The sequence below is a fragment of the Janthinobacterium sp. genome (assembly GCF_009923995.1).
Classification (GTDB): Bacteria; Pseudomonadota; Gammaproteobacteria; order Burkholderiales; family Burkholderiaceae_D; genus Janthinobacterium.
The window spans coordinates 1-20,516 of record NZ_RFSK01000009.1 but is presented as its reverse complement, the minus strand read 5'-3'; the positions used below and the strand labels follow the sequence as shown (position 1 = coordinate 20,516).

The following is a 20,516-nucleotide window of genomic DNA, read 5'->3' as shown; positions in this document are numbered from 1 at the left end:
AGTATTTTTTGTAAGCCGCGATGCTAAGGCCTGTTGCGCTTGCTTGCAACAGAAAAAACGGTCCCCTGGCTATTTCGCAAGGACTTGTAAGGTATTGATTTTCATAAAGACATCATTTCGTGGTCCTGCGATGGCAGGGCGCGGCAAGGTCAGTTGCAGTTGCAGCAGGCCGCCGGACGCGGCCTCGCCGGCCAGCACGAAACCGCAGCCCAGGTACAGGGACAGCGCGGCATGGTTGTCCGGCGCCACGGCGAGCCGCACGCGGGCCAGCTCGGGGATGGCGCAGGCGTGCGCGATGGCCGCCTGCACCAGTTGCCGCCCCGTGCCATGGCCGCGCGCGGACGGCGCCACGTACACGCCCCACAGGCTGGCCTTGTCGTGCACGACGGCGATCGCTTCGCGGCGCAGGCCGGCGATGCCGGTCAGTCGCGCTCCATCGAAAGTGCCAAATATTATTTGGTGCGGACCGGCCCGCAGGCGCTGGGCCATCTGTGTCAGGGGCACGGCGCTTTCCGCCGCATGCGTGGTGCAGAATGCCGCCGGCAGTTCGGCGATGCCGGCCAGGCGCAGGGCGCGGTAGGCGGCAGCGTCGTCGGGGGCGAGGGGGCGGATGGTCGTGGCGGGCATGCTGGCGAGTATCGGGCTTCGATGCCGGAAAGTAAACCTTGCATTGGGCCGGTTTCAATCATAAGATATATCTTATTGCGATATATCTTAAGGAGTCATCATGCTTTCCCTCCTGCACGGCGCGCGCCCGGTGCGCGCGGCAGCCCACGCCCAGGGCGATACGCCTGGCTCGCCCGGCACCCGCGGACCCAAAATGTTCGACGCGGGCACCTTGCGCTACCTGGTGCTGCAACTGATCGCCGACAAGCCGCGCCATGGCTATGACATCATCAAGTCCATCGGCCAGCGCGCCGGCGGCGCGTACGCGCCCAGTCCCGGCGCCATCTATCCGCTGATGCACGGCCTCGTGGGGCAGGGCTACGTGGCCGTCAGCCTCGACGGCACGAAGAAGCTGCACAGCATCACGCCCGAGGGCCTGGCCTTCCTAGACGCGAACCGCGCCTACGTCGATGCCATCGCCGCCAGGGTGGGCACGCCGGGGGAGGCGAGCGACGACCTGCGCCAGCTCATGCACGAGCTGAAGGCCGTGGTGATCGCGCGCGGGCGCGCGGGCGAGCCGGACGCCGTCCGCCTGGACGCCATCCGCGCCATCCTGCGCCAGGCGCGCGCCGACATCGAGGCGCTGGCATGACGCCCCTGCCAGCAGCGGCGCCCATGCTGACGCCGGCGCGCGAAAGGGCGATGCTGTGGCTGCTTGCGCTTACGCAATTTACCGTCATCATGGATTTCATGGTGATGATGCCGCTGGCGCCGCAGCTGATGCAGGCGTTCGGCATCGGCCCGGCCGCCGTTTCCGGCGCCGTTTCCGCGTATGCGTGGTGCGCGGGCCTGTCCGGCCTGCTGGCGGCCACGTATGTCGACCGCTTCGACCGCAAGAAGCTGCTGCTGACCATGTTCTGCCTGTTCACCCTGTCGAACCTGGCGTGCGCGCTGGCGCCGAACTTCCACGTGCTGCTGTGGTCGCGCGCCTTTGCCGGGCTGACGGGCGGGGTGCTGGGCGCCATCGTCATGGCCATCATCGGCGACGTGATTCCCGCCGAGCGGCGCGGCGCGGCCACCGGCGTCGTCATGACCTCGTTTGCCATGGCGGCCGTGGGCGGCGTGCCCATCGGCGTGGTGATGGCCGCGCATTTCGGCTGGGCCTCGCCGTTCTACCTGCTGGTGCTGCTGTCCTTCCTGATCTGGTTCGGCGCGGCGCGCGTGCTGCCCTCGCTGACGGCGCATATGGGCGCCGCTGCCACGCCGCTGCGCCAGGCGCTGCCGAACCTGCTGGCCCTGTTCCGGGAGCGGCGTCACCTGGATGCCTTCATCTTGTCGGTGGTGAACATGACGGCGGGCATGCTGCTGATCCCCTTCATTTCACCCGTGCTGGTGGGCAATATGGGCCTGGCGCCGGCCGACGTGACCTGGGTCTACCTGGCGGGCGGCTGCGCCACCCTGTTTACGGCCAGGCGCATCGGTCGCTGGGCGGACCGCGCCGGCAAGCGGCAGGTGTATCGCTGGGTGGCCCTCGCGTCCATCGTGCCCATGCTGCTGGTCACGCACCTGCCCCAGCTGCCGCTGTGGGCGCTGATGCTGGCGTTTTCCCTGTTCATGGTGCTCGTGTCGGGCCGCACCATCCCGCTGCAGGCGCTGCTGACGACGATACCGGAGCCGCGCAAGCGGGGCGCTTTCCTCAGCGCCAATTCGGCCCTGCAAAGCCTGGGCAATGGCCTGGGCGCGTGGCTCGGCGGACTGACCCTGCAGACGGACGCGGCTGGCCATATCAGCGGCTTCGGCATGAATGGCTGGCTGGCGGCGGGCTTGTCCCTGCTGACGGTGTGGTGGGTGGCGCGCGTGCGCGGCGCGGCGCCGCAGGGGGCGCCGGCGTAGGGGAGTTACTGCGTGGCGATGCGCTGCATGGGGGCGCTGTCCTGGCGCCAGCGCTCCAGGCTCAGCAGTTCGCCGCTGACGACGTCGTCGACGAGGATGCGCTTGCCGTCGGGCGAGACGATGAAGCTTTCCCAGCGGTGGGCCGCGTCCGGCGTGCTTTCAAAAAAGCTCAGCTGATAGTAGGCGGCGCCATCGACGAGGCGCGTCTCCGGCGTCGTTTCCATCACGGCGCCATGCGCCCGTCCGCCCGAGGCTTTTTCGATGTGCGCCGACCAGGCCTTGATCTCCGGCAAAGCCATCAGTGCATCGACGGCGCGCGCGCTGGCTGCCTCGGCGGCCGTGCTGCTGCTCGCCGCCGGGGCGCTGCCGCCGTGCCGCGCGGGCTGCTGATACAGGTAGAAGGCGCCGAGCCCGGCGGCCAGCAAGCCGGCCAGGATGCCGGCGACGATGGCGGTTTTGGAGGAAGAGGCGCGTGGCGGCATGGTATGGGGTGTTTCGGAAGGGTGGACGATGGCGGCCATGCTAAAGCAAAACGGGCAGGCGGGCAATCGTTGGAATTGCTGAAAAGAAAGACGAAAAAAAGCCACCTTCCGTGGAAGGTGGCTTTCGGGGCCGCCGGGGAGGCGCTGGCAGCTTTTGGCCTGCCAGCCCTGTCCCGGCGTATGCGGCCAGGTGCGCCGTCGCCTGCGCGACCGGCCGCAGGACATTACATCATGCCGTCCATGCCGCCCATGCCGCCCATACCACCCATGCCGCCGCCCATGCCGCCGGCTGCCTTGTCGTCAGCGATTTCGCAGACCATGCAGTCGGTCGTCAGCATCAGCGAAGCGATCGAAGCGGCGTTTTGCAGCGCCGAACGGGTCACTTTGGCTGGGTCCAGAACGCCCATTTCCACCATGTCGCCATAGGTGCCGTTGGCAGCGTTGTAGCCGTAGTTGCCCGTGCCAGCCAGGACGGCTGCCACGACGACCGACGCTTCTTCGCCGGCGTTTTGCACGATCATGCGCAGTGGCTCTTCCATGGCGCGCAGGACGATCTTGATACCGGCGTCCTGGTCAGGGTTGTCGCCCTTGATCGCGATGTTGGCGCGTGCGCGCAGCAGGGCTACGCCGCCGCCTGGCACGATGCCTTCTTCCACGGCAGCGCGGGTAGCGTGCAGTGCATCTTCAACGCGGGCTTTTTTCTCTTTCATTTCGACTTCGGTGGCTGCGCCAACCTTGATCACGGCAACGCCGCCAGCCAGTTTGGCCACGCGCTCTTGCAGTTTTTCACGGTCGTAGTCCGAGGTCGCTTCTTCGATCTGTACGCGCACTTGTTTCACGCGTGCTTCGATCGAGGCAGCTTCGCCAGCGCCATCGATGACGATGGTGTTTTCCTTGCCCACTTCGATGCGTTTTGCCTGGCCCAGTTCGGCCAGGGTCACTTTTTCCAGGGTCAGGCCGACTTCTTCAGCGATCACCTGGCCGCCCGTCAGGACAGCGATGTCTTCCAGCATGGCTTTGCGGCGGTCGCCGAAGCCTGGTGCTTTCACTGCGCAGGTTTTCAGGATGCCGCGGATGTTGTTCACCACCAGGGTCGCCAGCGCTTCGCCTTCGATGTCTTCGGCGATGATCAGCAGTGGACGGCCAGCTTTCGCGACTTGTTCCAGTACCGGCAGCAGGTCACGGATGTTCGAGATTTTCTTGTCGCACAGCAGCACGAATGGGCTGTCCAGAACGGCAACTTGCTTCTCTTGGTTGTTGATGAAGTAAGGCGACAGGTAGCCGCGGTCGAACTGCATGCCTTCCACGATGTCCAGCTCGTCGTTCAGCGACTTGCCGTCTTCCACGGTGATCACGCCTTCTTTGCCGACTTTTTCCATCGCTTCAGCGATGCGCTCGCCGATCGAGTAGTCCGAGTTCGCCGAGATCGCGCCAACCTGGGCGATTTCCTTGGTGGTGGTGCAAGGGCGGGCGATTTTCGCCAGTTCTTCCACGGTGGCGGCAACGGCCTTGTCGATACCGCGCTTCAGGTCCATCGGGTTCATGCCGGCGGCAACGAACTTCATGCCTTCGCGCACGATGGCTTGTGCCAGCACGGTCGCGGTGGTGGTGCCGTCGCCGGCGTTGTCGCTGGTGCGGGAAGCAACTTCCTTGACCATTTGCGCGCCCATGTTCATGAGCTTGTCTTTGAGTTCAACTTCTTTCGCTACCGATACACCATCCTTGGTGACGGTAGGGGCGCCGAACGAGCGCTCCAGCACCACGTTGCGGCCTTTCGGGCCCAGGGTGACTTTGACTGCGTTGGCGAGGATATTGACGCCTTCGACCATCTTGGCGCGCGCTGCGTCGCCGAATACTACTTCTTTAGCTGCCATGTTCAATTCTCCAGAAATTTCGGAATGAGTTATCTAAAACGTGGAAACAATTACTTGACGACGATCGCCATGATGTCTTCTTCGCGCATGACCAGCAGCTCATCGCCGTCAACTTTGACGGTTTGGCCGGCGTACTTGCCGAACAGGACGCGGTCGCCCACTTTGACATCCAGAGGACGGACTTTGCCGTCGTCGAGAATCTTGCCATTGCCTACGGCAAGGACTTCGCCTTGATCCGGTTTTTCAGCAGCTGCATCAGGAATGATGAGGCCGGACGCAGTTTTGGTTTCCTGGTCGAGGCGTTTGACGATGACGCGATCGTTCAATGGGCGCAGATTCATACAAAACTCCTTAAAGTTCAATGGATAAGTGTTGCTGAATGAAGACATGCCTGGCACAGCGCCACGCGTGCTTTCAATGGCCGCCGTTGAAAACGGCCCGCAACGGTCAAGCAAACCCCCGGTCATCGTGCGCCCGCTGGCGCCAGGCAGTGGTGCATCGCGGCGTCGCCCGCCGCGTAGCGTTCCCTGCTGTTGCCTGACAAGCACCATCATTTCCTGAGGATTGCTACGAAAGAGTTTGTTAGCACTCTCTACTAACGAGTGCTAATTATAGGGACGGTAGGGGGCAACTTCAAGGGCTTATTCGAAGGGAACATAAGCTTGGAAGAACTGTGCAGCCTGCATTCGCACAAGGTTTGCGCTGGGACAAGCCTTATCCCCGGGCGTCAGCAGTAAACCTGACTCTAGCATGCTTGCCGGGCGGGGGCTGTTCCTGTACGCGCAGGAAACAGAGTTTCGCTATGGAATTTGATAAGATGATTGCAATTGCATATCAAACATCGCCTTATCCGTCAGAAAGAACGCCATGCCTTCCCTGTTCCAAGTTCCCGCGCCACGCCTGCTGGCCGCCTGTGCCCTCGGCTTCGCCCTGCTGGGCAATGCCGCCGCGCAAAGCCCCACCATCGCCGACGCGATCACGGTCGCGGCCCTGACGCCGCTGGAAAAGGACATGCTGCTGAACGAGCTGTTTAACGACCTCAACAAGGACGATGACGACCAGGAAGCGCACGTGTGGGACAACGGCGGCGACAGCGGCGTGCTGGTGAAGGTCACGTATAACTTCAGCAATTCCGGCATGACGGAGCACAGCCTGAAGGCGCACGTGTGCCGCGACCTGAAATTCGTCGTCACGGCGGCCGGTAAAACGCAGGACCTGAGCCGGCGCACCTGCTCGCAGAGCAGCGGCAAATGGGATGTGCAGGGCAAGGACCCGGCGCCCGTCGCGTATCCGCCCTTCCTGTCCGACGTCACCATCGCCAGGCTCAATGCCAAGGAAAAACAAGCCTTGCTGACGGCGGCCGTGCGCACCCTGAAGGATGAAGAGGACGGCAAGAGCCGCCAGTGGAGCAACAAGGGACTGGGCAATGCGGTGCCGCTGGCAGTGCGCCTGACGCCCTCGGGGACGGACGCCAAGCCTGGCAGCTACCGCCAGACTTGCCGCGACTTGACGATGGTGCTTGAAGGCAAGGGCGGACAGCAGACGCTGACGCGCCGTTCTTGCGAAAACCGCTATGGCGGACTGGATATCGAACCCGATTACGTCGACGAGTAAAACGCTGCCATCGCGGCGCTGGCAGATGCGCGCACTTGGCGAAAAGCGCCGGAAAAAGTGTGTATTGTCCGCCAACTGCCCTGCATTGATGTAAATATGTGTGACAGCGGCGTGATTCGATTGACGCCCATGGAGCGTCCGCCCTATAGTGGCGGGATGATTTCCGAATTCAACGAATTATCCGACAAAATAGGCCTGCTGGCCGAAATGACCCATGCGCTGCGTCGTGAAAACGCGCAATTGCGCAAGGACAATGCCGCGCTGTCCGCCGACAATGCGCAGTACGTGCAGCGCATGCGCGAGGCGCAGGAGCGGGTGGAAGCCTTGCTGGAAAAAATCCCGGAACTGGTGCAGGCTGGCCTGGAGCAAGCCGCCTCGGAAGCCGGTGCCTACAGTGCCGAGAACGGGAAGGAAGCGTAATGCCGCGTGTCGATGTCAATATCATGGGCCAGGCCTACAGCATGGTGTGCCGCGATGGCGAAGAGCGCGCGCTGCGCGAAGCGGCGATCTATCTCGACAGCAAGATGAAAGCCATCCGCGACGCGGGCAAGGTCAAGGGCAATGACCGCATCGCCGTGCTGGCCGCCCTGGGCGTGGCGGCAGAGTTTCTCTCCGTGAAGTCGCCGCAAGGGCCGCTGTCGGAATTGACCATCCTGGAAGTGAAGCAGAAAATCTCGGCCATGCACACTGTCCTGGACAGCGCATTGACGCCCCAGGAAAACCTTTTTTAAACACCGAATCAAACCTGCTGCGCGTCGCGCATTGCGGCCTGCGATGCTCGCTGCCTCGGCGGCCCCGTGCTAGCACAGCTGCGCTTCTTAGCCACAATTCATCGCCGCTCGCTACGGTTTTATTCGGTGTTATTAATTGGATTTTAAGCGGGCACGGTACGATTTGTCTTTGCGATGCGCGGACTAAGGAGTAAACTTGCGTCTACCCTGCGGTGTTCGCGATTGCCATATATTCCTTGAACCATTTATGCGCATCGGTTGCGAATTTTGTTTGATGGGAGTGAGCGTCGCTCGTTCGACGAACCCGAAATTGAACTAACGTGACCACCTTGAACCGTTTGGTTCGGGATGCCGGCATAGCGGCACAGGCGGGGCCCAATTTGCAGTACAAAAAACGGTTGCAGCATCAGCATGCGCAGCCGTTTTTTTACGCCTGTCGCTTTGACTATCTGACCTGGGGAATGCAATGACACAGTACTGGCTGATGAAATCGGAACCCGATGAAGTGAGCATCGACGACCTGATGGCGGCGCCACGGCACACCCTGCCGTGGTTTGGCGTGCGCAACTACCAGGCGCGCAACTTCATGCGCGATGGCATGCAGGTGGGCGACGGCGTGCTGTTCTACCACTCCAGCTGCCCGCAGCCGGGCGTGGCGGGCGTGGCCGAAGTGGCCAGCACGGCCTATCCCGATCACAGCCAGTTTGAAGAGGGGGGAAAGTATTTCGACCCGAAGGCCACGCCGGAGCAGCCGCGCTGGATCAGCGTCGACGTGCGTGGCGTGAAGAAGACGGCGCTGCTGCCCCTGTCCGAGATGCGCCAGATGCCGGAACTGGAAGACATGCTGCTGCTCAAGAAGGGCAGCCGCCTGTCCATCACGCCGGTGACTCCGGCGCAATGGAAAGTGATTACAAGCAAACTGCTCGGTTGATCGCCTTTCAGGCCGCGCGTGCCTTGGTGGGCGGCGTGCCCATCACCTGGCTCCTGTACGCCCACACGAGCAGCACGATGGCGCCCACGATCATCGGCAGGGACAGCATCTGGCCCGACGTGATCGGCACGCCCAGCCACACGACTTCCCAGTCCGGCGTGCGGAAGTATTCCGTGAAGAAGCGCGCGCAGCCGTACAACAGGGTGAACATGGCGCCCACGGCCATGCGGGGGCGCTGCTTGCGCGCATACAGCCACAGGATGATGAATACCAAAATGCCGTCGACCAGCATCTGGTAGATGGGCGACGGGTGCACGGGATACGGGATGCCCGGCCATTGCATGGCCCACGGCAGGGTGTCCGGGGCGATGCGGCCCGGCAGTTCGGCATTGATGAAGTTGCCCAGGCGGCCGGCCGCGTAGCCGAGCGGCACCAGCGGCGCGATGAAGTCGAGCACGTCGAACAGGTTGCGGCCCGCCTTGCGGCTCCACAGATACATGGCGAGGATGACGCCCAGGAAACCGCCATGGAAGGACATGCCGCCATGCCAGACCATGAAGATTTCCAGCGGATTGTGCATGAAATACTCGGGGCGGTAGAACAGCACTTCGCCCAGGCGTCCGCCGATCACCACGCCCAGCATGCCGTAGAACAGCATGTCGTCGAGATCCTCCTTCTGCCAGCCCAGCCGGGCGATATGCGGCTGCTTGATGCGCACCCGGCCCAGGATAATGAACAGGGCGAAGGCCAGCACGTACATCAGGCCGTACCAGTGCACGGCGAGCGGGCCGATCTGGATGGCTATCGGATTGGGCATCGGGTGTATCAGCATGGAGTTTCTTTCTTTATTTAAAGCCAAGGTTGCGTAGTATGGGGGCGCCAGCGCTTTTTTGCCTTAGCGGCCACTTAATTTATTGACCGGCATCGCTTATCTGCTGGCGCAGCAGCGCCAGAAAGCCTTGCAGCACGGCCGACGGATTGTCGCGGCGCCAGGCCAGGCCCGTTTCCACCAGCGGCGTGGCGTCCTGCAGCGGCCTGTATTCTACGCCGGGACGCATCAGGTTCGATACCGATTGTGGCACAAGCGCGATGCCCATGCCAGCCGAGACGAGGCTGACGATGGTCTGCATCTGGATGGCTTCCTGGCCGATCTGCGGCGTGATGCCGGCCGCGCGGAAGACGCCGAGGATGGCGTCGTGCAGGGCGGGCGAGATGGCGCGCGGGAAGAGGATCAGGGGCAGGGGCGGCACGTCGCGCAGGCGCACGGGTCCCGGCGCCGTCAATATGTCCAGGCCGGACGGCGCGGCCAGCACCAGCGGTTCGGCCAGCACGGGCAGGTAATCGAGGTCGCCCTTCGCCTTCTCGGGCAGGGGCGGGATCAGCAGGCCCGCGTCCGTGCGCCCGGCCAGCAGTTCGTCCAGCTGCAGGTCGGACGTGGCTTCCTGCAGCACGATCTGCACCTGCGGATAGGCGGCGCGGTAGGCGCGCAGCAGGGGCGGCAGCACGCTGTAGTCGGCCGACGAGACAAAGGCCAGGCTCAGACGCCCGGCGGCGCCCTGGGCGGCCCGCTGCACCAGGGCCGGCAGCTCCTGCGCCTGGGCCAGCAGCCGGCGCGCCTCGGGCAGCAGGGCGCTGCCGGCCGGCGTCAGCTGCACTTCGCGCCGCGTGCGCAGGAACAGGGGCGCGCCCAGCAGCTCTTCCAGGGCCATGATGGTCTGCGACAGGGGCGGCTGCGTCATGTGCAGGCGCGCGGCGGCGCGGCCGAAGTGCAGTTCCTCGGCCACGGTGACGAAATAGCGCAGCTGGCGCAATTCAAGATGCATAGGCGTTTCCATGTTGATCGACTGCTGTGATATGAAAAATGAATCACAGGCACGTGCATCATATATTTGACAGTGGCGCGCGCGCAAGGCAATCTGGCGTACCCCCACTGCATGCAGGGTTTTACTGCCGCCCCGCGCAGCCAGGCATCATTCATTTCTCGGAAGGTCCCCATCATGCCGCAATACCGCTCCCGCACCACCACCCACGGCCGCAACATGGCTGGCGCCCGCGCCCTGTGGCGCGCCACCGGCATGAAGGATGGCGACTTCGACAAGCCGATCATCGCGGTCGTCAACTCGTTCACCCAGTTCGTGCCCGGCCACGTGCACCTGAAGGACCTGGGGCAGATGGTGGCGCGCGAAATCGAAAAGGCGGGCGGCGTGGCCAAGGAATTCAACACCATCGCCGTCGATGACGGCATCGCCATGGGCCACGGCGGCATGCTGTATTCGCTGCCTTCGCGCGACCTGATCGCCGACTCCGTCGAATACATGGTCAACGCCCACTGTGCCGACGCCATGGTGTGCATCTCGAACTGCGACAAGATCACGCCGGGCATGCTGATGGCCGCCATGCGCATCAATATCCCCGTCGTCTTCATCTCCGGCGGGCCGATGGAAGCGGGCAAGGTCGTCAAGGTGGTCAACGGCGCGCAGAAGATCATCAAGCTGGACCTGGTCGACGCCATGATCAAGGCGGGCGACAGCACCGTCTCCGACGCCGACGTGGCGGAAATCGAACGCTCGGCCTGTCCGACCTGCGGTTCCTGCTCCGGCATGTTCACGGCCAACTCGATGAACTGCCTGACCGAGGCGCTGGGCCTGGCCCTGCCCGGCAACGGCACGATCCTGGCCACGCACTCGGACCGCCAGCAGCTGTTCCTGCGCGCGGGCCGCCTGATCGTGGAACTGGCCAAGCGCCACTACGAGCAGGACGATTACTCCGTGCTGCCCCGTTCCATCGCCACCAAGGCGGCGTTCGAGAACGCCATGGCGCTCGACGTCTCCATGGGCGGCTCGACGAATACCGTGCTGCACCTGCTGGCCGCCGCCCACGAGGCGGAAGTGGAATTCACCATGGCCGACATCGACCGCATCTCGCGCAAGGTGCCCTGCCTGTGCAAGGTGGCGCCGATGACGGACAAATACCATATCGAGGACGTGCACCGTGCCGGCGGCATCGTGGGGATTTTGGGCGAACTGGCGCGCGCCGGCCTGCTCAACACCACCCTGCCGACCATCCACGCGCCGACCCTGGCCGACGCCATCGCGCAAAACGACATCAAGTGCACGGACGATCCGGCCGTGCATGAACTGTTCCGCGCCGCGCCGGGCGGCGTGCCGACGCAGACGGCGTTCTCGCAGTCCGAGCGCTTCGCTGCCGTCGACACGGACCGCAGCACGGGCTGCATCCGCGACAAGGCCCACGCCTATTCGCAGGATGGCGGCCTGGCCGTCCTGTACGGCAACCTGGCGGAAAAGGGCTGCATCGTCAAGACGGCGGGCGTCGATGAAAGCATTTTGAAATTCTCGGGCAAGGCGCGCGTGTTCGAAAGCCAGGACGCGGCCGTCGCGGCCATCCTGGAAGACACCGTGCATGAGGGGGACGTCGTCATTATCCGCTACGAAGGCCCGAAAGGCGGCCCCGGCATGCAGGAAATGCTGTATCCGACCTCGTACATCAAGTCGAAGGGCCTGGGCAAGGCGTGCGCGCTGTTCACGGACGGCCGCTTCTCGGGCGGTTCCTCGGGCCTGGTGATCGGCCACGCCTCGCCGGAAGCGGCCGAAGGCGGCGCCATCGGCCTGGTGGAAGAGGGCGACTTCATCGACATCGACATCCCCGAGCGCACCATCAACCTGCGTGTCACGGATGCGCAGCTGGCCGCGCGCCGCGCCGGCATGGAAGCGAAGGGCGACGCGGCCTGGCTGCCCGTCAACCGCGACCGCTACGTGTCGCAGGCGCTGCAGGCGTATGCGGCGCTGACGACGTCGGCCGACCGCGGTGCCGTGCGCGACCTGTCGCAGCTGAAGAAGCGCTGATTTGTTGTGTAAGTACGACGGCCGGCCCCGTTTGACTGCGCGGGGTCGCCTGACGTTACATCGCCTTACAAACAACATGGTCATGCGCGCGCAGATGGGGCAGAATATGAATGCCTAATCGTCACGACATTGCGTTACTACATTGAAACGCTTGATCTGGGCTCGTGGTGCATCTGCGGAAACACAGTAAAATGCCGCAGGAAGTAACTTTGGAGAAAAGACAATGAAACGTTTTATGTTGGTGAGTGTATTGGCCGTGTCGGCTCTGGCCTCGCAAGCGGCGTTGGCCAATCCGGACCTGGCAAAAGCCAAGAATTGCATGGCTTGCCACGCAGTGAGCACGAAACTGGTGGGCCCGGCGTTCAAGGACGTGGCTGCCAAGTACGCCGGTCAGAAAGACGCGGAAGCCAAGTTGGCGGCGAAAGTCATGAAGGGCGGTTCCGGCACCTGGGGCGCGATCCCGATGCCAGCGAACCCGCAGGTGAGCGAGGCGGAAGCCCATACCCTGGTCAAATGGGTGCTGGCACAGAAATAATCTGTGCCGACAGACCCGCAGTACCGCAATCAGCGCGCCGGCAATCCCGGCGCGTTTTTTTTGCCTGCCGCCGTGTGCAGATTGCCCATGCCCGCCAAGGTCGCCCGTACCGCTTCGTCGAGCGGTGTGTGCGGTTCCTGGCCCAGCACGGCCAGCAGTTGCGTATTGTCCATGCACAAGGGTGTTTGCCACAGGTAGCGCATCTCGCGCATTTCGCGCAGGGTCGTCACGAACGGCGACGCCAGGGCCACCAGCCACCACGGGAAATACTTGAGTACGGGCCGGGCGCCCGTCGCCTGCTCCACCACGCGGACGATGGCGCCCGTCATCTGGCGGCCGTCGTGATCCCAGTGGCCGGCCATGTGAAAGCGCGCAAACGGCGGCAAGGTAGCGCGCACGGCCAGCAATCGCAGCATGGTGCGCGCCACGTCGGGCAGGTAGGACCACTGGTGGCCGATGCCGGGCGCGCCCGGATACAGCACGCTGCGCACGGGCTGTCCCGGTTTCACGAGGCCTTGCGAGAACCAGTTATTGCCGGCGCGGGGGCCGAAGAAGTCGCCCGCGCGCACGATGATGACGCGCGCGCCCTGCGTGCTGGCCCGCTCCAGCCGCGCTTCCAGTTCCACGCGGATGGCGCCCTTGCGCGTCAGCGGGCGCTGCGGCGCATCTTCCGCAAGCAAGTCTCCCGATGCGGGGAAGGCGTCGGGGCCATAGTTGTACACGGTGCCCGGCAGCACGATGGTGGCGCCCTCGGCGATGGCCGCGGCGATGGTGTTGTCCAGCATGGGCAGCACCAGTTGGCCCCAGTTCCGGTAGCCGGGCGGGTTGACGGCGTGCACGATGACGGCGCAGCCCTTGGCGGCCGCCAGCACGTCCGCGCGCGACAGCGCATCGCCGCGCAGCCAGCGGATGCCATCCCCTTGGCCGTCGCCGCGCGCCGGCGGCGTGTCGCCCCGCCTCATGGCGCGCACCTGCCAGCCCGCCGCCAGGAGCTGGCGCGCCATCTCGCCGCCGATGCCGCCCGTGGCGCCCAGTACCAATACCGATTTCGTGTTGTCCATCATGTCCTCCCTGTGGTTGATGACGGCAGTATCTGCCGCGCAAGGCTAGTTGGGAATTGACGAACATCGATCACAGGCTATACATTTATGTATGACTACCGCTATCGCCTGGGAATACTACCGCTCGCTGCTGGCCGTGCTGCAGCACGGCTCGCTGTCCGGCGCCGCCCGCGCGCTGGCCATCACGCAACCCACTGTCGGCCGGCACGTCGCCGCGCTGGAGCAGGCGCTGGGCGTGACCCTGTTCACGCGTTCACAGCTGGGCTTGCTGCCCACGGAAGTGGCCCTGGCGCTGCGTCCCCATGCGGAAGCGATGGAGCATACGGCGGCCCTGATGGAGCGCGCAGCCAGCGGCCAGGGGCAGGGCGTCGTCGGCGTGGTGCGCATTTCGGCCAGCGAGGCGGTGGGCGTGGAGGTGCTGCCGGCGATCCTGGCCCGCCTGCGCGCGCGCCACCCGGGACTGGTCGTGGAATTGGTGTTGAGCAACAAGGTGCAGGATTTGCTGCGCCGCGAGGCGGACATCGCCGTGCGCATGCTGCGGCCCCGCCAGGAGCAGCTGGTGGCGCGCAAGGTGGGCGATATCGAACTGGGCCTGCACGCGCACGCGGATTACCTGGCGCGCCATGGCACGCCGCTGGACCTGGACGGCATGGCGCACCACGCCGTCATCGGCTACGACGAGGCGAGCCCCTTCGTGCGCAATGCGGGGAAGGCTTTCCAGGGATTTACGCGGGAAAATTTTGCCTGGCGCTGCAATAGCGACCTGGCGCAGATGGCCCTGATCCGCGCGGGCGCCGGCATCGGCGTGTGCCAGTCTGGCCTGGCGGCGCGCGATCCGGCCCTGCGGCGCGTGCTGCCGCAGGCCTTTTCGCTGCCGATGGAGACGTGGGTCACCATGCATGAGGATTTGCGCGGCAGCCTGCGCTGCCGCGCCACCTTCGACGCGCTGGTCGAAGGATTACGCGATTACGTTGCCAGCCAGCCGCTTATTTGACGACTTCCATCTTGGTCTTCTTGCCGCCCCGATAGGTGAACAGGGTCAGCGCGCCATCCTTGATGTCGCCGTTGGCATCGAACGAGATCGGCCCCGTCACGCCCTGGTAGTGCACCTTGGCCAGATAGGGCAGGTAGACGGACGGTTTCGACGATTTGGCGTCGGCCATGGCGGTGGCCATGGTCATCACGGCATCGTAGACGTAGGGCGCGTACAGCTGTACTTCCATATTGTATTTCTGCTTGTAGCGGGCGCGGAAATCATCCATGCCTTTCTGCTGCGCGCCCGTCACGCCGCCCGCTTCCGCGCAGGTGACCATGTCTTCGCCCACGGCGTCGCCGGCCAGCTGGCCCAGCGGTTCCGTGCACAGGCCGTCGCCGCCCATGAACTTGGCCTTGATGCCCAGCGCCTTCATCTGGCGCAACATGGGGCCGCCCACGGAATCCATGCCACCAAAGAAGATCAGGTCGGGATTTTTCGACTTGATGCTGGTCAAAATGGCATTGAAGTCGGTCGCGTTGGCATTGGTAAATTCCTTGCCGACGATTTGCACGGATGGCGAGGCTTTCTTCGCGCCTTTGACGAACTGTTCCGCTACGCCCTGGCCATAGGCCGTGCGGTCATCGATGACGGCGATTTTCTTCGCCTGCAGCTTGCCGACGGCATACGCGCCCAACGTTCCCCCCAGCTTGTTGTCATTGGCCACCACGCGGAAGGCCGTGTTGAACTTTTGCTGGGTGTAGGTCGGATTGGTGGCGGCCGGCGAAATCTGCGGAATGCCGGCATTGAAGTAGATGCGCGAGGCGGGGATCGTCGTGCCCGAATTCAGGTGGCCCACCACGCCGTTGACCTTGGCATCGACGAGCTTTTGCGCCACGGCCGTGCCCTGCTTGGGGTCGGCCGCGTCATCTTCCGGCACCAGCACGAATTTCACGGGCTTGCCGTCGATCTTGAAGCCCTTGGCGTTCAAGTCCTCGATGGCCATCTTGGCCGCGTTCTCATTATCCTTGCCCAGGTGGGAGCTGGCGCCAGAGACCGGGGCGACATGGCCTATCTTGATGATTTCCTGCGCGCCCGCATGGCCGGCAAAGGCGAGGGCGACGGCGAGAGGAAGGATTTTGGTCTTGAGCAGCATAAACATTCTCCAATGGATAAAGATACGGCGGCGTCTCGTGAAAAACCGCTTCGAGGGGCGGTACGTGTGAGGAAAGGTACAACAAAAAACAGGCGGCGCAAAGCCGCATTTCGGGCTTTTTGCATTTTGTCGCAACAATCACCAAAGTGAGGCGCGATGCACCGATTTCGCAGGCGCGAGCGCACCAAAGAATGGCGTTGCAACGGGGAAGGGTGTAAGAAAATCTGCGTTCTTCAACCCCAAAACGACATCTGGGGTCAGACCCTGAGGGTCTGACCCCAGCCGTTCGCTGTTTGGGGGTAAAAGAGTGAGGGGATTACAGCGAGTGGATTACGGCGTCGGCGGGTGCAAATGCCCCAGCTCATGGCTCACCGCATGCGCCACGATCTGTTCCAGCGACTGCTGCAAGTCTTCGCGCAGGGCGCCGCGCATGCCGATCAGGGCATTTTGCAGGGCCGTCTGCAGCACGTGGGCGATGCGCTCTTCCAGCAGGTGGTCGATCTTGCCCTGCACCTGGTGCAGGATGCGCTGGGTCAGGCGTGCTTCGATGGCGTCCCAGTCCGGTTGCACCACGCCCGGCGGCAACGCTGGTGCTTCCTCGACGGCAGCCGGAGCGGCAACGGGCGCGACGGGCGGCGCTTCCAGCACATCCGGCCCCAGCAGCACTTCCGTCAGCAGGGGGATGCCCTGGTCGAACGGCTGCTGGCTCATGGTTTGCCCGCTGAATTGCCTGCCACGAAGTGCGTTGGCTGCACGTTCTGCTGGCGGTAGTGCAGGAAGCGCTGGCGGCCCGCCTGCGCATCCTGTTCGTCCATGGAGACGATCTCGAAGACACGCTGGAATTGCGCGTAATTGGCGGGCGGCAGCTGCGACAGGTTGACGAGGATGTCATGGTGCGGCAGCTCGGCCGCCGCGTCGTCCGTCAGGATGATGGGCGTTTGCGCCGCCAGCGGGTCGCCGGCCAGCACGTGCGGCAGGAAATCCGTGGCGGAAATGGTCCACATGGCGCGGTTCAAGGCGTCGAGCTGGGTGCCGTCGGCCGCCAGCACGACGACCTTGTTGCCGGCCATGTAGGCCTTGCGCGCCAGGCGGCAGGCGTAGGCCAGCTTGTCCGGCACATTGCTGTGAAAATCGACGCGGCTCATGGCAAGCCTCAGGCTGCCATGCCGCTGTGGCGCAGCAGGGCGTCAATGGACGGTTCGCGGCCGCGGAAGGCCGTGAACGATTCCAGCGCGGGGCGCGAGCCGCCGACGGACAGGATCTCTTCCAGATAGCGCTTGCCTGCCGCCGTGGTGGCGGCCGGACCCAGCGCGCGGGCTTCCTCGAAGGCCGCATAGGCGTCGGCGGACAGCACCTCGGCCCATTTGTAGCTGTAGTAGCCCGCCGCGTAGCCGCCCGCAAAGATATGCCCGAAGGCATTCTGGAAGCGGTTGAAGGCGGGCGGGATGAGCAGCGCGAACTTGGCGCGCACGCCGTCGATCAGCTGCTGCACGCTCTGGCCCGTGGCCGCGTCGTAGTCGTAGTGCAGATGCATGTCGAGCAGGGAGAATTCCACCTGGCGCAGGGTTTGCAGGCCGGACTGGAAATTCTTGGCCGCCAGCATCTTGTCGTACAGCGCGCGCGGCAGCGGCGCGCCCGTGACGGCGTGCGCCGTCATGTGCTCCAGCACGTCCCATTCCCAGCAGAAGTTTTCCATGAATTGCGACGGCAGCTCCACGGCATCCCATTCCACGCCGGAAATGCCCGACACGCCCAGTTCGTCGACCACCGTCAGCATGTGGTGCAAGCCATGGCCGAATTCGTGGAACAGGGTGATCACTTCATCGTGCGTAAACAGCGCCGGCTGGGCCTGGCCATCGACGACGGCCGGTTGCGTGAAGTTGCAGGTCAGATAAGCGATCGGCGTCTGCACGTGGCTGGCGTCGGCGCGGCGGCCGCGCGCGTCGTCCATCCAGGCGCCGCCGCTCTTGCCGGCGCGCGCATACAGGTCCAGGTAGAACTGGCCCACCAGCTTGCCGTCGCGCTCGATGCGGTAGAAGCGCACGTCCGGGTGCCAGACGGGCGCCGTATCGGGCTCGATCCCGACGTTGAACAGGTTCTGGATCTGGCGGAACAGGCCGTCGATCACCTTGTGCTCAGGGAAATATTGCTTCACTTCCTGTGCCGAGAACGCGTAGCGGCGTTCCTGCAGCTTTTCGGACGCATATGGCACGTCCCACGCCTGCAGCTCGTCCAGGCCCAGTTCTTCGCGGGCGAATTGTTTCAGTTCTGCCAAGTCCTTCTCGGCGAACGGGCGCGCGCGTCTGGCCAGGTCTTCCAGGAAGGCGATGACTTGCGCGGGCGAGGTGGCCATTTTCGACACCAGCGACACTTCGGCGAAATTGCCGTAACCGAGCAGCTTTGCCTCTTCGTCGCGCAGGCGCAACAGGGTGACGATGTTCTGCGTATTGTCCCAGTCCGCTTTCTTGCTGAAGACGTCGCCCTGGTCCGACGCCTTGGTGGCGTTGGCGCGGTAGATGGTTTCGCGCAGGGCGCGGTTGTCGGCAAACTGCAGGATCGGGTAATACGAGGGGAAGTGCAGCGAGAATTCATAGCCTGGCTTGCCCGCTTTCTCGGCGGCGGCGCGCGCGGCGGCCTTCACGTCGTCGGGCAGGCCGGCCAGCTCAGCTTCATCCTCGACCAGCAACTTGTAGTCATTCGTGGCGTCGAGCACGTTTTCGGAGAAACGCGTCGAGACGGCCGCGTGTTCTTCCTGGATGGCGCCAAAGCGCTCTTTCTTGTCTTCCGGCAACTCGGCACCGCCCAGGCGGAAGTCGCGCACGGCATTGTCGACGATGCGCCGGCGCGCGGGCGACAGGCTGGCGAAATCGGCGCGCGCCTGCAATTGTTTGTATTTGCCGAAGAGGATTTCGTTCTGGCCCAGCTCGGTCCAGAATTCCGTCACTTTCGGCTGGTTCGCATTGTAGGCGGCGCGCAGCTCGGGCGTGTCGATCACGCTGTTCAGATGGTTGACGATGCTCCAGGCGCGGCCCAGGGTTTCGGCGATCTGGTCCTGCGGTGCGACGAAATTGTCCCAGCTCACTTCTTCCATGGGCGCTTCGAGGCGCGCCACCGTGGCGCGCGCCTGCTCCAGCAGGGTATCGATGGCAGGCGTGACATGCTCGTGCGTGATCGCGTCGAAGCGTGGCAGGCCGGAAAAATCAAGCAGGGGATTGGTATTCATCGTCGGTTCGTCCATTCTGTCTTCATATATGGAGCGCCTGAAAAACGTTCAGGGCAAGGCGCGGTGCCGACGGCAGTACGAATAGTACGGCGAGGCACTGCAACGCAGCCATGGACGTTTTCTCAGGTGCTCCTCTTAAATGCGCTCTGCGGCCTCGACGGTATTCATCAGCAACATGGTGATCGTCATCGGTCCCACGCCACCCGGCACCGGGGTAATGTGCGACGCGACTTCTTTCACGCCGGCAAAATCTACGTCACCGCACAGTTTGCCTTCATCGTCGCGGTTCATGCCCACGTCGATGACGACGGCGCCCGGCTTGACCATGTCGGCCGTCAGCGTGTTACGGCGGCCGACGGCGGCCACGACCACGTCCGCCTGGCGCGTGTACAGGCCCAGGTTCGGGGTCGCACTATGGCAGATGGTGACGGTAGCGTTCGCTTGCAAGAGCAGCAGGGCCATTGGCTTGCCGACGGTGTTGCTGCGGCCGATGACGACGGCGTGCTTGCCGCGCAGGTCCACGCCCGTGCTTTCGATCAGCTTCATGCAGCCGTATGGCGTGCAGGGGCGGAAGCCGGGCAGGCCCGTCATCAGTTCGCCGGCGCTCAGCACGGAATAGCCGTCCACGTCTTTCGTCGTGGCGATGGCTTCGATGACCTTGTGCGGGTTGATGTGCTTGGGCAAGGGCATCTGCACGAGGATGCCGTGGATGGCGGGATCGGCGTTCAGGCTGGCGATGCGTGCCAGCAAGTCCGCTTCGGACAGGTCCGCTTCATATTTTTCCAGCACGGAGTGGAAACCCACGTCGCCGCAAGCCTTGACCTTGTTGCGGACATACACCTGGCTGGCCGGGTCTTCGCCGACGAGGATCACGGCCAGGCCGGGCTGGGTGCCCTTGGCGGTGAGGGCGGCGGCGCGCGTGGCGATCTCGCTGCGCAGTTTTTGGGAGAGGGCGATTCCGTCGATCAGTTGTGCTGGCATGGTAGGGGCTGAGAGCTGTGGGAGGGAAAAGACAGATTATAAAGCCGGGCGGGGTAAAGAGGCGGTTTTGGCTATTTAAAGGCGTGACAACAGCGGGCCGGAGACGCGGGCCCGAGAAAATGCCGATGGCGGCGTTGCAGCTCCTTGCCGTACTGGCGTGCTGTCTGTGTCGCCGCGCCTTGCCCTCGACATTTTGCAGGCCCGCTTGGCCCAAACAACAGCGGGCCGGAGACGCGAGCCCGAGAAAATGCCGATGGCGGCGTTGCAGCTCCTTGCCGTACTGGCGTACTGCCTGCGTCGCTGCGCCTTGCCCTCGACATTTTTCATGCCCGCTTGGCCCGAACAACAGCGGGCCGGAGACGCGAGCCTGAGAAAATGCCGATGGCGGCGTTGCAGCCCCTTGCCGTATTGGCGTGCTGTCTGTGTCGCCGCGCCTTGCCCTCGACATTTTGCAGGCCCGCTTGGCCCGAACAACAGCGGGCCGGAGACGCGAACCTGAGAAAATGCCGATGGCGGCGTTGCAGCTCCTTGCCGTACTGGCGTACTGTCTGCGTCGCTGCGCCTTGCCCTCGACATTTTTCAGGCCCGCTTGG

At 64.0% G+C, this 20,516-nt stretch carries 21 protein-coding genes and 1 other RNA gene; 10 read left to right on the top strand and 12 right to left on the bottom strand.

Annotation, left to right across the window (positions count from 1 at the left end):
- Positions 1 to 69: 69 nt before the first annotated feature.
- Positions 70 to 627 (bottom strand): GNAT family N-acetyltransferase, encoded by a 558-nt coding sequence (locus EBS11_RS06805; RefSeq protein WP_290601520.1) that lies wholly within the window; start codon positions 625 to 627, stop codon positions 70 to 72.
- Positions 628 to 727: 100 nt separating this feature from the next.
- Between EBS11_RS06805 and EBS11_RS06800 the strand changes: the two genes are divergently transcribed.
- Both EBS11_RS06800 and EBS11_RS06795 read left to right on the top strand, forming a co-directional pair.
- A complete protein-coding gene (locus EBS11_RS06800) occupies positions 728 to 1,258 on the top strand; it encodes a PadR family transcriptional regulator (protein WP_290601518.1) in 531 nt (176 codons plus the stop codon).
- Complete coding sequence (locus EBS11_RS06795) at positions 1,255 to 2,499, top strand: MFS transporter (protein WP_290601515.1); 1,245 nt, start codon at positions 1,255 to 1,257, stop codon at positions 2,497 to 2,499. The genes EBS11_RS06800 and EBS11_RS06795 overlap by 4 nt, the downstream gene beginning before the upstream one ends.
- A 5-nt stretch (positions 2,500 to 2,504) precedes the next feature.
- Here the strand turns inward: EBS11_RS06795 and EBS11_RS06790 are convergent, their stop codons facing one another.
- From EBS11_RS06790 to groES, 3 genes are all read right to left on the bottom strand, one after another.
- The gene (locus EBS11_RS06790; RefSeq protein WP_290601513.1) at positions 2,505 to 3,020 is read right to left on the bottom strand and encodes a hypothetical protein; all 516 of its coding nucleotides are present in this window, start codon (positions 3,018 to 3,020) and stop codon (positions 2,505 to 2,507) included.
- Positions 3,021 to 3,205: 185 nt separating this feature from the next.
- Complete coding sequence (groL, locus tag EBS11_RS06785; RefSeq protein WP_290601511.1) at positions 3,206 to 4,855, bottom strand: chaperonin GroEL; 1,650 nt, start codon at positions 4,853 to 4,855, stop codon at positions 3,206 to 3,208.
- A gap of 50 nt (positions 4,856 to 4,905) precedes the next feature.
- On the bottom strand, positions 4,906 to 5,196 hold the full coding sequence (groES, locus tag EBS11_RS06780) for a co-chaperone GroES (RefSeq protein WP_010400979.1): 291 nt from the start codon (positions 5,194 to 5,196) through the stop codon (positions 4,906 to 4,908).
- A 526-nt stretch (positions 5,197 to 5,722) separates the two neighbouring features.
- Between groES and EBS11_RS06775 the strand changes: the two genes are divergently transcribed.
- The 5 genes from EBS11_RS06775 (at position 5,723) to EBS11_RS06755 (ending at position 8,131) form a co-directional block, all read left to right on the top strand.
- A complete protein-coding gene (locus EBS11_RS06775; RefSeq protein ID WP_290601499.1) occupies positions 5,723 to 6,469 on the top strand; it encodes a hypothetical protein in 747 nt (248 codons plus the stop codon).
- Positions 6,470 to 6,625: 156 nt separating this feature from the next.
- Positions 6,626 to 6,889 (top strand): DUF904 domain-containing protein, encoded by a 264-nt coding sequence (locus EBS11_RS06770; RefSeq protein ID WP_290601682.1) that lies wholly within the window; start codon positions 6,626 to 6,628, stop codon positions 6,887 to 6,889.
- Positions 6,889 to 7,200 carry a cell division protein ZapA gene (locus EBS11_RS06765; protein ID WP_071322260.1) on the top strand — a complete coding sequence of 104 codons (312 nt, stop codon included), beginning with the start codon at positions 6,889 to 6,891 and terminating at the stop codon, positions 7,198 to 7,200. Before EBS11_RS06770 ends, EBS11_RS06765 begins: the two co-directional genes overlap by 1 nt.
- A 201-nt stretch (positions 7,201 to 7,401) precedes the next feature.
- A non-coding RNA gene (gene ssrS, locus EBS11_RS06760) (6S RNA) lies at positions 7,402 to 7,579 on the top strand.
- An 87-nt stretch (positions 7,580 to 7,666) separates the two neighbouring features.
- Positions 7,667 to 8,131, top strand: coding sequence for an EVE domain-containing protein (locus EBS11_RS06755; RefSeq protein ID WP_290601496.1), 465 nt, complete (start codon positions 7,667 to 7,669; stop codon positions 8,129 to 8,131).
- A 7-nt stretch (positions 8,132 to 8,138) separates the two neighbouring features.
- Here the strand turns inward: EBS11_RS06755 and lgt are convergent, their stop codons facing one another.
- Both lgt and EBS11_RS06745 read right to left on the bottom strand, forming a co-directional pair.
- Positions 8,139 to 8,963 carry a prolipoprotein diacylglyceryl transferase gene (gene lgt / locus EBS11_RS06750; RefSeq protein ID WP_290601494.1) on the bottom strand — a complete coding sequence of 275 codons (825 nt, stop codon included), beginning with the start codon at positions 8,961 to 8,963 and terminating at the stop codon, positions 8,139 to 8,141.
- Between the two features lie 79 nt (positions 8,964 to 9,042).
- Positions 9,043 to 9,954 (bottom strand): LysR family transcriptional regulator, encoded by a 912-nt coding sequence (locus tag EBS11_RS06745; protein WP_290601492.1) that lies wholly within the window; start codon positions 9,952 to 9,954, stop codon positions 9,043 to 9,045.
- 174 nt (positions 9,955 to 10,128) lie between these two features.
- On the opposite strand from EBS11_RS06745, the gene ilvD reads away from it, so the two are divergent.
- Both ilvD and EBS11_RS06735 read left to right on the top strand, forming a co-directional pair.
- Positions 10,129 to 11,994, top strand: a complete 1,866-nt coding sequence (ilvD, locus tag EBS11_RS06740; protein WP_290601491.1) for a dihydroxy-acid dehydratase — start codon at positions 10,129 to 10,131, stop codon at positions 11,992 to 11,994.
- Between the two features lie 223 nt (positions 11,995 to 12,217).
- Positions 12,218 to 12,529, top strand: a complete 312-nt coding sequence (locus EBS11_RS06735; RefSeq protein ID WP_290601489.1) for a c-type cytochrome — start codon at positions 12,218 to 12,220, stop codon at positions 12,527 to 12,529.
- Positions 12,530 to 12,558: 29 nt separating this feature from the next.
- Here EBS11_RS06735 and EBS11_RS06730 read toward each other — a convergent pair whose 3' ends face one another.
- Positions 12,559 to 13,593: an NAD-dependent epimerase/dehydratase family protein gene (locus EBS11_RS06730; protein WP_290601488.1), complete on the bottom strand. Its 1,035-nt coding sequence runs from the start codon at positions 13,591 to 13,593 to the stop codon at positions 12,559 to 12,561.
- Positions 13,594 to 13,681: 88 nt separating this feature from the next.
- On the opposite strand from EBS11_RS06730, the gene EBS11_RS06725 reads away from it, so the two are divergent.
- Positions 13,682 to 14,584 (top strand): LysR family transcriptional regulator, encoded by a 903-nt coding sequence (locus EBS11_RS06725; RefSeq protein WP_290601487.1) that lies wholly within the window; start codon positions 13,682 to 13,684, stop codon positions 14,582 to 14,584.
- On the opposite strand, the gene EBS11_RS06720 is transcribed toward EBS11_RS06725, so the two are convergent.
- The 5 genes from EBS11_RS06720 to folD form a co-directional block, all read right to left on the bottom strand.
- Complete coding sequence (locus EBS11_RS06720) at positions 14,577 to 15,719, bottom strand: branched-chain amino acid ABC transporter substrate-binding protein (RefSeq protein WP_290601486.1); 1,143 nt, start codon at positions 15,717 to 15,719, stop codon at positions 14,577 to 14,579. The two genes, EBS11_RS06725 and EBS11_RS06720, sit on opposite strands and share 8 nt — an antisense overlap.
- A gap of 330 nt (positions 15,720 to 16,049) precedes the next feature.
- Entirely contained in the window at positions 16,050 to 16,430 is a 381-nt protein-coding gene (locus tag EBS11_RS06715; protein ID WP_290601484.1) for a hypothetical protein, read from the bottom strand.
- Positions 16,427 to 16,864 carry a DNA polymerase III subunit chi gene (locus tag EBS11_RS06710; protein ID WP_290601483.1) on the bottom strand — a complete coding sequence of 146 codons (438 nt, stop codon included), beginning with the start codon at positions 16,862 to 16,864 and terminating at the stop codon, positions 16,427 to 16,429. Before EBS11_RS06710 ends, EBS11_RS06715 begins: the two co-directional genes overlap by 4 nt.
- An 8-nt stretch (positions 16,865 to 16,872) precedes the next feature.
- Positions 16,873 to 18,942 (bottom strand): M3 family metallopeptidase, encoded by a 2,070-nt coding sequence (locus tag EBS11_RS06705; protein WP_290601680.1) that lies wholly within the window; start codon positions 18,940 to 18,942, stop codon positions 16,873 to 16,875.
- 135 nt (positions 18,943 to 19,077) lie between these two features.
- A complete protein-coding gene (gene folD / locus EBS11_RS06700; RefSeq protein ID WP_290601482.1) occupies positions 19,078 to 19,923 on the bottom strand; it encodes a bifunctional methylenetetrahydrofolate dehydrogenase/methenyltetrahydrofolate cyclohydrolase FolD in 846 nt (281 codons plus the stop codon).
- Positions 19,924 to 20,516 lie beyond the last annotated feature (593 nt).